Source organism: Mucilaginibacter psychrotolerans, assembly GCF_004519315.1.
GTDB lineage: Bacteria > Bacteroidota > Bacteroidia > Sphingobacteriales > Sphingobacteriaceae > Mucilaginibacter > Mucilaginibacter psychrotolerans.
The window spans coordinates 277,056-288,631 of record NZ_SOZE01000001.1 but is presented as its reverse complement, the minus strand read 5'-3'; the positions used below and the strand labels follow the sequence as shown (position 1 = coordinate 288,631).

Genomic DNA, 11,576 nt, shown 5'->3' with positions numbered 1-11,576 from the left:
TACTACCGGTTTATTTCTTTCCACAGCAGGTCTTTCAGCTCGGTAATGTTTTTCTGCGCAACCGACGAAATGAACACGTAAGGGATGCCCTCCGGCACTTCCTTCTCCATCTCTGCCTGCAATTCATCATCCATTAAATCGCATTTGGTTATCGCCAGCACACGTGGTTTGTGCATCAGTTCCTCGTTATACTCGCTCAATTCGTTCAGCAGTATCTCGTATTCTTGTTTTATCGTCCTTGCGGTATCGGCAGGCACCATAAATAAAAGCACCGAGTTACGTTCTATATGGCGCAGGAAACGGATACCTAGTCCCTTACCTTGCGATGCACCCTCTATAATGCCCGGTATATCGGCCATAACAAACGATTGGTTACCGCGGTAACCCACTATGCCTAAATTAGGCACAAGCGTTGTAAAGGCGTAATCTGCAATCTCGGGCTTGGCGGCAGATACCACAGAAAGCAAAGTTGACTTACCGGCATTAGGGAAGCCCACTAAACCAACATCGGCCAGTATTTTAAGTTCGAGTATGTTCCAGTCTTCCTGGCCTTCTTCGCCGGGCTGGGCAAAGCGCGGGGTTTGCCTGGTTGCCGTTTTAAAGTGCCAGTTGCCTAAGCCACCCCGGCCGCCATTGGCCAGTATTTTAGTTTCACCGTCGTGGTTTATCTCGAAAAGAATTTCACCGGTTTCGGCATTCTTGGCGATGGTACCAATAGGCACCTCCAGTATTTCGTCGCGCCCGGTTTTTCCGCTGCGCTGAGAGCTGCCACCGGCATCGCCATCGCCGGCAATCACGTGTTTACGGAATTTTAAGTGAAGCAGTGTCCAAAGCTGGGCATTGCCTTTTACAATAACGTGGCCACCACGGCCGCCGTCGCCGCCATCGGGGCCACCCATCGAGGTTAAGATATCCCTGTGCAGATGTGAAGAACCCGCCCCCCCGTGGCCGGAACGGCAGCATATCTTTACGTAATCAACAAAATTCGAACCCTGCGACATAATCTTTTCCTTTAATACGGAAAGTCCGAAAGTTAAGAAACCTAAGCTTCCTTCCTTCGGACTTTACCAACTTTCCGACTTGCGGACTAATTAATAAGTTTCGATAACGGTAATGATAGCGTCGAAAATCTCTTCTACCGTACCTATACCATTTATACTTGTGTATTTATTTTGACTTTGATAAAAACCCGCAACGGGTGCAGTTTCATCGTTATATACCTTAATACGCTTGCGTATCACTTCGAGGTTAGCATCATCCGGCCTGCCCGAGCTTTCGCCGCGCAGCAATAAACGGTGCTCCAATTCTTCATCAGTAACCTGTAAGGCTATCATGCCCGATATGGCTGATTCTTTTGAAGAAAGCAAATCGTCTAACGCTTCTGCCTGTGCTACCGTTCGGGGGAAGCCATCAAAAATGAAACCTTTGGCATCCTTATTCGCATCAAGCTTATTACTGATCATCCCTATCACAACCGCATCGGGAACTAATTTCCCTTCATCCATCAGTTTTTTGGCTTCAAGCCCAAGCTCAGTACCCTGGGCTTTTTCAGCACGCAATAAATCACCCGTAGATAGATGAATTAAGCCGAACTTCTCGATAAGTTTTTGTGATTGAGTACCCTTCCCTGCTCCGGGGGGACCAAACAGTACTAAGTTAAGCATCCCTTATGTTTAAATTAAAAAAGCCTATGAACACTATACTCAAAGGCTTTATTTTTTTGGGCACCTGGCGGATGTCGCTGTTCCGGGACAAGTGGTTGATAAATGTGCACTTGTAGGGATTCGAACCCCAAACCTTCTCATCCGTAGTGAGATGCTCTATCCAATTGAGCTACAAGTGCGCTTTCCGTTTCGGGTTTTAGCTATCGAAACCGATATAATCTCCTTTTTTAACGGACTGCAAAAATAGGATTCTTTTGTATTGGGTGCAAATTTTTTATCAATTACTTTACCTTTTCTGCAATTGCTGCAAAATCGGGCAGGTCGCCGGCGTTTTCAAGTACTTCGGCATAAATGATATTTTGTTCTTCATCTATCACAAAAGCAGCGCGTTTAGATACACCTTTCATGCCGAAGGCAAAGGTTTCGTACAATGCGCCGTAGGCTGCTGATACATCCTTGTTAAAATCTGATAGCAGCGGAAACTGGTAAGCGTTCTCTTCTTTAAACTTAGCCAGGGTGAAAGGCGAATCGACCGATACGCCTAAAATTTGTGCGTTAAGCCCATCATAATAGCCAAAGCTATCGCGCATGGTGCAAAGCTGCGTGGTGCAAACACCGGTAAAGGCTAAAGGGAAAAAGTGCAATACCACTTTCTTACCTTTAAAATCGGCTAAGGAAACTTCTTTAAGGTCTGACGAGGTAAGCGTGAATTGTGGGGCGGCTGAGCCTGTAGTTAATGCCATGAGTTTTTTGTTTTTGCAAATGAATAACATTTAGCCCACAGTTTCATCGCCAGCAAATTCAAAACAAAAAATTTTACAAAAAACAGCCAAAAAAATTTGAATTGACTAATTTTAATTTACTTTTGTAGTGTACTACTTAACTAATACACTAATGATACGATTCAATAATTTATCTTTTGGTTATTCGCGCAAAAAATTACTGTACAAAAACCTCACGCTATCCATCGAGAGCGGGAGCATTTATGGCCTGTTAGGTAAAAATGGAGCGGGCAAGTCTACGCTCCTAAAAAATATGGTGGGCACGTTATTTCCTGTTGAAGGTTCGGTAACTATAAACGGTATGGAGCCAAAAAGCCGTAAACCATCATTTCTGCAAACCATTTATTACATCGCCGAGGATGTATATGTCCCAGCGCTTACCATTAAGCAATACCAAAATCTATTTGCTCCCTTTTACCCCTTGTTTAACAAGGATAACTTTTACAAGTATTTGCTGGAAATGGAGGTGAGTGTGGATGGCAAACTGAACAAGCTATCGTTTGGGCAGCAAAAAAAGTTTGTGATAGCCTTTGCACTGGCCTGCAATACGCGGGTGCTATTAATGGATGAACCTACGAATGGCCTGGATATTCCTTCCAAAGCACAGTTTCGTAAGCTTATCGCTTCGGTTATGAATGAAGATAGAATCATCTTTATTTCTACCCACCAGATACGCGATTTAGAAAATATGATTGATAAGGTGATGATTGTAGATAACGGCAATTTGCTGTTGCATTCTTCTATTGCTGATATTGCCGAAAAGCTTTGTTTTAAAACGGTTGCCGCAATACCAACAAATGTAAAAGTACTCTATGCAGAAAAAATGCTGCGAGGCACTTCGGTTATTATAGAGAACGTAGATGGCGAAGATTCTGCGCTCAACCTGGAACACCTTTTTAACGGCATCACCGAGAACCCCACCATGGCCAAACAATTATTCCCAATTAAATAAACTCACCAATCATGAACGATACGTTTAATTTAACACGCTTTGGCCTGCTGCTAAAAAAATCTGTTTTAGAGCGCGCTATGCAAATTATTGGATTAATGGTTTTTGTACTTTGCTTTACGCTTATGGCATATTCCATTTTTTTATACATTGGTGGCTGGGGCATGGCACAAAACCTTTCCTTTATTTGGGGCTTTGTAGGTGGCGGCACATTTATGGCATCTATTGTGTTTAGTTATTTTAATACTAATGCCGGAGGTTCGGCATATTTAACCTTCCCGGCATCCGCTCTGGAAAAATGGCTTTGCGGCGTGTTGATTACAGGCGTGTTTTTCTGCCTGATATTTTTTAGTTTTTACCGGCTTATCGACTATTGCTTTGTAACCGCCTACCACAACGGGCTCGACCGCAGCAGCCCGCTTTACCAGCGAATGTACAACTCGGTGAATCTATTCTCTTTCGAGGGCAATATCGTGAGGCAATCAACTATCCTGTTTGTTAATTTTGCCGGTGCTATGCTGGTAGGGTCACTTTATTTTAATAAAGTAGCTATCGTAAAAGTTGCACTGGTTGTATGCGGAGTAATTGCTGTGGTTTACTTTTTAAACCTGGCCGTAGCAGGTATTCTATTCAACAATATTGATATCGCCTTTCCTTACTATACCGTACTGATAAAAGTAGGTTCGGAAGTTGGCAATGTCGAACTGCCACCACGCGCGGGTGCCGTTGCCGACGCATTTTTACAGTACATTTTACCGGCAACCTTATGGATAACAGCCTATATAAGGCTACGAGAAAAAGAAATTTAGAAATGGAGTTTAGAGAAAACCAGGCGATATACTTACAAATAGCCGAATATGTGTGCGAACAATTGTTGCTTAAACTATGGGCGCCCGGAGGCAAAATAATAAGCATCCGCGATTTAGCAATACTGATGGAAGTAAACCCTAATACGGTTCAGCGTGCCTACGATTTTCTGCAACAACGCGAAATCATCGCCAACAAACGCGGGGTTGGCTATTTTGTAGAAGACAGCGCTATTGAAAAAGTGATAGGTTTTCGTAAAGAACAATTTATAGAAACGGAACTACCGGTACTTTTTAGAAACATGTACCTGCTTAACCTCCCTCCCGATGATATAGCGGAGCGGTACAAAAAATTTATTGAACAAAACTTTAACAATACTAACCATGAAAAATAAAACCACCTTAAAATTGAGTACCATTATATTGGCATCAACTTTTACATTGATGATTTTGGGGGTATTTGCCTCTAATCTTGCATTTAAGAATGTGTACGATAAGGTAGATAAAAGCGATTTGTATTGGAATTATAACAAAGTTTTAGAACAGCCTTTTAAACATTTAAAGATCGAAGGCGGCAATATCACCCAAATAAGGTTTGAACAAAACAAACACGCATCGGTAAGGGTACTTAACTACTGGCGCGAATATCAAAAAGACGTAACCTTTAAGGCCTTTGTAAAAAACGATACGCTTCACCTCATCTTCCCCAACAAGTATAAAAACCCGGGACTTAAAGACTGGATGCAAAACAGGGTACTTGTACGCCTGGCTTCGCCGGAATTATTATCTATTGATGGCAGCGACACCAATTTTGAACTACAGAAACTAAAACAAGCAAACATCAGTATAAACCTAAAAGGAAAATCGCGCCTGGAGGTAGAGAGTTACAACCACAATTTTGATACGCTGAATGTAACACAGGCAGATTCGAGCCAGGTTATATTCGAAATGGCGCCCGAATTAAAGGGCACCCAAACCATGAACTTTAAATATGTCGCCGCTAACCTTAAAGACTACACCTTACTGGATATTGGTCATGCCTATGCGGGCAAGCTAAATTTAAGTTTGGCAGATAGCTCGGCCATTATACTTTCGGGGAAATCTTTAAAAGCCATGCATCAATAAAAACTCACACGCGCTTGTTTAAACTAATTTTTTAGTTTAACTTTATTTAACATTTGTGTATTGCCCTTTGGTGTATTTTAGCTCAGCCTGAATATACTGGGAATTAAGGCAATACTACATCAACCAAACACCAAGCGCCATGTTAAAAAGCCACCTGAAAATTGCTGCTAAAAGCCTCCTTAAAAACCGGAACGTAACGCTCATCAATATTTTCGGCTTAGCGTTGGGCCTTGCCACTTGCCTGCTTATTATTTTTTATGTGGTTGATGAATTGAGCTACGACCGTTTCAACACCAATGCCAACCGCATCTACCGCGTAAACACCGATATCAACTTCGGCGGTAACGCCAGTTCTTATGCCATCGGGCCACCTCCGTTAGCTACAGAAGCCGCCAAAAACATCCCCGAAGTGGAAAAAGCCACGAGGCTTTTGATAGCTACGGAAATCCGGTTTAAAAAAGGAGGGGAAAACATCAGCGAAACAAAGGTTGGCTATGCAGATAGTACCCTGTTTGATGTTTTTACGCTGCCGATGCTTAGCGGTAATCCCAAGACCGCGTTAAAAGAGCCGCATACTATGATAATAACCAGGCAGGCGGCCATGAAATATTTCAACAGCATCGATGCAATTGGCAAGTCTATCGCTATCGTAAACGAAAACGCCGACTATAAAGTAACCGGCGTGATTGAAGACATGCCGAAGCAATCGCACTTCAATTTCGATTACCTGCTATCAATGGCCACCCTGGAGGGCAGTCGCGGTAATGTTTGGAACAGCTTTATTTATAGCACTTACCTTTTAGCAAAACCCGGTACCACACAGGCTACGTTAAGCAAAAAACTCGATGCCTTATTTCAAAGCCATTTTGAAAAACAACCCGGTTTTAATAAAGATGCTTTCGCCAAAAACGGCAATTATGTACGGGTGGACGTAACGCCACTTACTGATATTCACCTGCTATCCAACCGGCAGTACGAGCTAGGTGCAAACAGCAGCGTAACTTACGTTTATATCTTTTCGGCGATAGCCTTATTTATACTGCTGATAGCATGCATCAACTTTATGAACCTTTCTACCGCGCGTTCGGCAAACAGGGCGCGCGAGGTTGGCGTGCGTAAAGTTTTAGGCTCTCCGCGCAAGTATTTAATCATCCAATTCCTTGCCGAATCGGTGATGATTACGCTCGTTTCGGCAATTATAGCGGTGCTGGCAGCCTGGGCATTATTGCCATTGTTCAATCAGGTAGCAGGGAAAGAACTCAGTATCTCTTTGCAAACCATCAGCTGGCTTTTCCCGGCTTTGCTATTGATTGTTTTGGTGGTGGGGGTTTTGGCAGGTGCCTATCCGGCGTTTTATCTCTCGGCATTTCAGCCTATCACCGTATTAAAGGGCAAGCTTTCTGCAGGATTCAAAGGAGGAGGCTTCCGCAACTTTCTGGTGGTGCTACAATTTTCGGTATCTATATTTTTAATTATCGGCACCATCGTCATCTATAACCAACTCCATTATATCCAGCAAAAGGACCTCGGCTTCGATCGTAGCCACGTAATGGTTGTTAAAAACACCACCGGCCTTACTAATGCGCAAACCCTTAAACAGCAGGTACAACAAATTGCCGGTGTAAGCAGCGCCTCGTTAAGCGGCTTTTTGCCCACCGGTAGTTTGCGCCAGCCTAACTCGGTCTTCACCAGTAAAGTCCCTAATTCCAGAAACTCTTTGTTTACCGAAATCTGGCCTGTTGACGAAGACTACCTGCCTACTATGGGCATGAAACTTTCGCAAGGGCGCAATTTCCAGAAAGGCAATATCACTGATTCTTTAGGCGTCATCATCAACCAAACCGCCGCGAACATGCTGGGCTTCACAGGCGATGTTTCCAGCAAAAAACTCTATTATATCCCCGAAGGGCAAACTGATAACGCCATCAAAGAGTATCACGTAATCGGGGTGGTTAAAGATTTCAATTTTAAATCCCTGCGGGATAACATAACCCCCGTGGTGATGATGCTGGAGAACAACAGCGGTGCGCTGAGCATCAAAATGGAGGGTGCCGACGTTAAACCATTCATCCCTAAAATAGAGGCCGCCTGGAACCAGTTATCGCCCAACCAGCATTTCGAGTACTCGTTTATGGATGAGGATTTCAACGCCGCTTATCGTACCGAGCAACGCACAGGCACGCTGTTCCTGGTTTTTACCAGCCTTGCCGTCATCATAGCCAGCCTTGGTTTGTTTAGCCTTGCGGCTTACGCTGCCGAACAGCGCAATAAAGAAATTGGCATCCGAAAAGTGTTGGGTGCAAGCGTATCGGCCATTGTAGGGATGCTTAGTAAAGATTTTATCAAACTTGTCGTAATTTCATTTATCATAGCCGCGCCGCTTGCCTGGCTTGCGATGCATAAATGGTTAGAGGGCTTTGCGTACAGGCAAAACATGCAGTGGTGGGTGGTAGCCGTTTCGGGCGTTGGCGCAGTCGTCATTGCCTTTGCAACCATCAGTACGCAATCATTCAAGGCAGCTATAGCAAACCCCGCGAAGAGTTTGAAGAGCGAATAGTTATTGGCAATCGATTAATATTTAACCGCCGGAAATTCACTTTTTAAAGTTTAAATTTTTTTATTAAACCCACCGAAAGTACCATTTAAAGGCTAATTTTAAGGTATAATTTCCTTCGATGAAAAACTGCCTAAGCCTGTTATTTGCCTTTTTTCTATTCAATTGCGCTGCCTTTGCTCAAACGCAAAAACCATCCGATAACTTCGAATTGCATGGAACTTTATCCCATTCAAAAACGCGGGTTTTGTGGCTGAGGTATCGTCTATCTAACGAAAAACAAGTAGCATTTAAGGCACTTGTAAAGAAAGGTTCATTTACTTTTAAAGGATATATACCCAGCCCGCTTTACGCTGAATTTTACTTTGATTATCTTCCACAACCGAATAGGGGGCTTGGTCTAAATCCGATTTTTTTGAGTTCCGGGAAAATGTCTGTCTCGTTGGTGGAAAACGAGGCTGAGAAAACCAAAATTACAGGTTCAGCAATGCAGGATGATTGGGACAAACTCCAACTCCAAAAAGCCCCTTTGCAAAAAGAAGTGAATCTCAATGACTGGAATAAAATTCAAGCCGAGGAAAAACAAATTGATTACAAATTCATCGTAGCACATCCGAACTCTTACCTGAGTCCTTATTTAATTGACTACTATTTTGATGGGCAGGAGCTACGCCTCGACTCTGCAAGTAATTTTTATAAATCTCTTACCGCCGAAGTGAAAAGTAGCTTTGCAGCCAAAATATTAGCAGCTAAAATTTCAAAACATCAAGCGTCGGCAGCCGGCGGAATAGCACCACTTTTTTCCATTAAAGATATCCACGGTAAAATTCTTTCCCTAAAATCATTCAGGGATAAAAATTATGTTTTGGTTTATTTTTGGGCAAGCTGGTGCTTTTACAAAGGTAATGAAAGCGCGTTTTTGAAATCTTGCTATTCCAGATACCATACTCAAGGCTTGGAAATAGTTGGAATTTCACAAGATATATTTATGAAGGAATGGAAAAACAAAGTCCATAGTAAAGGTTTGGGAAGCTGGTATAATATTAGAACTATACCTGGTGGCGGCAGACTCGAGGAAACATACAACATAAAAAGTATGCCACCTATGGTACTTGTTCTAATTGATAAAGAGGGAAAAATCATGGGCCGCTATTTTGGCGAACACCCGGATTGGATTCACAAAACCGACAACGAGGGCACTCTTGACGATTTGGATAGAATGCTTGCAAAAACATTTGGATTGTAAATTGATTAAAGCGCGATATCGGAAGTTCAGTAAAAAAACTCAAACGACATGAAAGCCATCATCATCACCCGCCCCGGCGGCCCTGAAGTATTACAGCTTGCCGACCGCCCCACTCCCACTTACTCCGCGAACGAGGTACTGATAAAAGTGATGGCCGCGGGCATAAACAGACCAGACGTATTTCAGCGGAAAGGAAACTACCCACCGCCTGATGGTGCCCCAAAAGATATCCCCGGGCTTGAAATTGCCGGCATTGTTGCGCAAGTTGGTGCCGGAGTTTCCCGTTGGAAAGTTGGCGATAAAGTTTGCGCTTTGGTTATTGGCGGCGCCTATGCTGAATATTGCCCCGCGCCAGAAGGGCAATGCCTGCCTATACCCGCTAATTTGACGTTTGCCGAAGCTGCCTCCCTTCCAGAAACATTCTTTACCGTTTGGAGCAATGTATTCGACCGTGCCGGCCTGCAGCCTGGCGAAAGCCTGCTGGTGCATGGCGGCAGCAGTGGGATAGGCGTTACGGCCATACAAATGGCAAAAGCATTGGGCAGTACCGTTTATGTTACCGCGGGCAGTGATGAGAAATGCAAATTCTGTGAAGACCAGGGTGCAGATAAAGCCATCAATTACAAATCAGAAGATTTTGCTGATGCCTTACAGCAGCTGTCCAATAGCAAAGGCGTAGATGTGATACTGGATATGATAGGCGGCGATTACACACCGAAGAACATCAGCTCCCTGGCAAACGATGGCCGGCTGGTGATGATAAACGCCATGAAAGGCAGCAAGGTAGAAATAAACCTATCTGAAGTAATGCGCAAGCGCCTGGTGATAACCGGCTCGATGCTACGCTCGCGCGAGGTAACATTTAAGACCGCCATTGCCCAAAAGCTGGAGGAACACGTTTGGCCGCTACTGGCATCCGGCCAAATAAAACCAATTATCTATAAAACATTCCCCGCCGATGAAGCTGCCAAAGCCCATGAACTGATGGAAAGCAGCGAACATATGGGGAAGATAGTAATCAGTTGGCTGTAGCAGATTTGGTTGGCAGTGGGCAGTTTGCAGTTGGCACATATTACTGCCCACTGCAAACTGATAACTGCAAACTGGCTACGGGAACTTAACCCCATTATAAGCCGATACATTCGCTTTAGGGATGCTCGATCCGTATTGCTTATTGATGGCCTTAATAAATTCGTTGGCTACTATGGCATAGCCCCTCGGCGTTAAATGCACACCATCCAGCGAGAAAATGCCACCGCTGATAAAGTTGGAGTTCACGCTTACACCATCTATCACCATGCCGTTTGCCTTCAAATTATTCAGGAAGGTAAAGGCATCAAATACCGCAAGGCCTTTAGATGCCGCTGACGCCTTGATGGTTTTATTGTAATCGTCTACGTAATCTTTGGTCAAGGTTATTTCATTTGCATCCAGCACATACTGGTTCTCAATTGGTGCGTATGGCGTTAAACCGTAAGGTACGTTACCTACGCCGGGTACGGCTACAGGCTGGCCAATTTTAGTTGTAGGAAAAGTGAGTACTACCAAATCTGCGGCGGTTGCGGCACGCGGCGCATAGGTAGTAGTTGCGATATCAGCACTGCTGCGGGCATTAATGTACAAAGCTGCAACAGAAGGGTTTGCTTTTTGCACGCCAGCCAAAATTGCGCCAACAGTTACGGTAGTAAAGTATGGCACCGAAGTAACATCAGGTATAGTTGCTACTGCACCCTTTGCGCCACCTGCGGTAAGTTTACCTATCGAAAGGTTGTATAGCCCGGCAAATTGATCTTTAGGGGTAAGTGCATCTGCTGCGCCGCCGCTTGTCGCGTAACCTAAAGCATCGTTATTACCCAGCCAATCGGTAAAAAAGGTAAAGGGTTTGGCGGTAACAAAATCAATGTAGGCGGTTGTATTGGTACCTGCATTACCCGCAAGCATACGTTCGTAATAGCCGTTTAGGTTACCATAAGGCGCATAGGTTATCTGCTGTAGTTTAATGCCCGGTACGCCGTAGTTGTTAATTTCGCCGCTGTATTTGGTGTACAATATCACCGTACCGAAACCCGGTATAGTGGCTGTACCCCTTACTGCCAGGTTAGTAGTAACCGGCGCAGTAATGGGCGAGCCGGTTGCCGTAAAGCCAGTTAGTTTTACATAGCCCGAGCCGTTAGCCTGGTCGGTAGTGAATAGTGGTTGCGTAAAAGCGCCGCCGCCCACCTGCGCCATTTGTTTGGCTATGATGCTTGGGTAAGAGTTTAGCTGCCCTTCCAGATAAAGGCCGCCATCGGCATAGCCCGCGGTGAGGGAGTTACCTACCGAGATGTAACGCGAAAAATCTGCTGTACCCGCAGTTAATGCAGGGGTTTCAACGGTGGGTTTGCAGGATGCCAGCAACAGCAAGCCGGCAGATATGTATAGGTAATTTTTTATCGATTTCATGTGCTTAA

At 44.4% G+C, this 11,576-nt stretch carries 11 protein-coding genes and 1 tRNA gene; 7 read left to right on the top strand and 5 right to left on the bottom strand.

Translation table 11 applies throughout. From position 1 onward, the window contains the following. Positions 1–2: 2 nt before the first annotated feature. The 4 genes from obgE to E2R66_RS01335 form a co-directional block, all read right to left on the bottom strand. On the bottom strand, positions 3–1,001 hold the full coding sequence (gene obgE, locus E2R66_RS01350) for a GTPase ObgE (protein ID WP_133229607.1): 999 nt from the start codon (positions 999–1,001) through the stop codon (positions 3–5). Positions 1,002–1,091: 90 nt separating this feature from the next. After that, positions 1,092–1,664 (bottom strand): adenylate kinase, encoded by a 573-nt coding sequence (locus tag E2R66_RS01345; RefSeq protein ID WP_133229609.1) that lies wholly within the window; start codon positions 1,662–1,664, stop codon positions 1,092–1,094. Between the two features lie 105 nt (positions 1,665–1,769). Then, positions 1,770–1,843 (bottom strand) — tRNA-Arg (locus E2R66_RS01340). Between the two features lie 102 nt (positions 1,844–1,945). Continuing rightward, the gene (locus E2R66_RS01335; RefSeq protein WP_133229611.1) at positions 1,946–2,407 is read right to left on the bottom strand and encodes a redoxin domain-containing protein; all 462 of its coding nucleotides are present in this window, start codon (positions 2,405–2,407) and stop codon (positions 1,946–1,948) included. A 151-nt stretch (positions 2,408–2,558) separates the two neighbouring features. Between E2R66_RS01335 and E2R66_RS01330 the strand changes: the two genes are divergently transcribed. The 7 genes from E2R66_RS01330 (at position 2,559) to E2R66_RS01300 (ending at position 10,158) form a co-directional block, all read left to right on the top strand. After that, positions 2,559–3,398, top strand: a complete 840-nt coding sequence (locus E2R66_RS01330) for an ABC transporter ATP-binding protein (RefSeq protein ID WP_133229613.1) — start codon at positions 2,559–2,561, stop codon at positions 3,396–3,398. Between the two features lie 11 nt (positions 3,399–3,409). Further along, positions 3,410–4,204 (top strand): hypothetical protein, encoded by a 795-nt coding sequence (locus tag E2R66_RS01325; RefSeq protein WP_133229615.1) that lies wholly within the window; start codon positions 3,410–3,412, stop codon positions 4,202–4,204. 2 nt (positions 4,205–4,206) lie between these two features. After that, a complete protein-coding gene (locus tag E2R66_RS01320) occupies positions 4,207–4,596 on the top strand; it encodes a GntR family transcriptional regulator (protein WP_133229617.1) in 390 nt (129 codons plus the stop codon). Beyond that, on the top strand, positions 4,586–5,326 hold the full coding sequence (locus tag E2R66_RS01315; protein ID WP_133229619.1) for a hypothetical protein: 741 nt from the start codon (positions 4,586–4,588) through the stop codon (positions 5,324–5,326). The genes E2R66_RS01320 and E2R66_RS01315 overlap by 11 nt, the downstream gene beginning before the upstream one ends. Positions 5,327–5,465: 139 nt before the next feature. Continuing rightward, positions 5,466–7,883, top strand: coding sequence for an ABC transporter permease (locus E2R66_RS01310; RefSeq protein ID WP_133229621.1), 2,418 nt, complete (start codon positions 5,466–5,468; stop codon positions 7,881–7,883). Positions 7,884–8,001: 118 nt separating this feature from the next. Next, the gene (locus E2R66_RS01305) at positions 8,002–9,126 is read left to right on the top strand and encodes a TlpA disulfide reductase family protein (RefSeq protein WP_133229623.1); all 1,125 of its coding nucleotides are present in this window, start codon (positions 8,002–8,004) and stop codon (positions 9,124–9,126) included. A 48-nt stretch (positions 9,127–9,174) separates the two neighbouring features. Continuing rightward, on the top strand, positions 9,175–10,158 hold the full coding sequence (locus E2R66_RS01300; protein WP_133229625.1) for an NAD(P)H-quinone oxidoreductase: 984 nt from the start codon (positions 9,175–9,177) through the stop codon (positions 10,156–10,158). Between the two features lie 75 nt (positions 10,159–10,233). Here E2R66_RS01300 and E2R66_RS01295 read toward each other — a convergent pair whose 3' ends face one another. Then, complete coding sequence (locus tag E2R66_RS01295) at positions 10,234–11,568, bottom strand: SGNH/GDSL hydrolase family protein (protein ID WP_133229627.1); 1,335 nt, start codon at positions 11,566–11,568, stop codon at positions 10,234–10,236. Positions 11,569–11,576 lie beyond the last annotated feature (8 nt).

What these genes read in the sequence shown, in the direction of transcription:
- obgE (WP_133229607.1), bottom strand. Translation starts at nt 1,001, where the DNA reads ATGTCGCAGGGTTCGAATTTTGTTGATTACGTAAAGATATGCTGCCGT.
- E2R66_RS01345 (WP_133229609.1), bottom strand. Translation starts at nt 1,664, where the DNA reads ATGCTTAACTTAGTACTGTTTGGTCCCCCCGGAGCAGGGAAGGGTACT.
- E2R66_RS01335 (WP_133229611.1), bottom strand. Translation starts at nt 2,407, where the DNA reads ATGGCATTAACTACAGGCTCAGCCGCCCCACAATTCACGCTTACCTCG.
- E2R66_RS01330 (WP_133229613.1), top strand. Translation starts at nt 2,559, where the DNA reads ATGATACGATTCAATAATTTATCTTTTGGTTATTCGCGCAAAAAATTA.
- E2R66_RS01325 (WP_133229615.1), top strand. Translation starts at nt 3,410, where the DNA reads ATGAACGATACGTTTAATTTAACACGCTTTGGCCTGCTGCTAAAAAAA.
- E2R66_RS01320 (WP_133229617.1), top strand. Translation starts at nt 4,207, where the DNA reads ATGGAGTTTAGAGAAAACCAGGCGATATACTTACAAATAGCCGAATAT.
- E2R66_RS01315 (WP_133229619.1), top strand. Translation starts at nt 4,586, where the DNA reads ATGAAAAATAAAACCACCTTAAAATTGAGTACCATTATATTGGCATCA.
- E2R66_RS01310 (WP_133229621.1), top strand. Translation starts at nt 5,466, where the DNA reads ATGTTAAAAAGCCACCTGAAAATTGCTGCTAAAAGCCTCCTTAAAAAC.
- E2R66_RS01305 (WP_133229623.1), top strand. Translation starts at nt 8,002, where the DNA reads ATGAAAAACTGCCTAAGCCTGTTATTTGCCTTTTTTCTATTCAATTGC.
- E2R66_RS01300 (WP_133229625.1), top strand. Translation starts at nt 9,175, where the DNA reads ATGAAAGCCATCATCATCACCCGCCCCGGCGGCCCTGAAGTATTACAG.
- E2R66_RS01295 (WP_133229627.1), bottom strand. Translation starts at nt 11,568, where the DNA reads ATGAAATCGATAAAAAATTACCTATACATATCTGCCGGCTTGCTGTTG.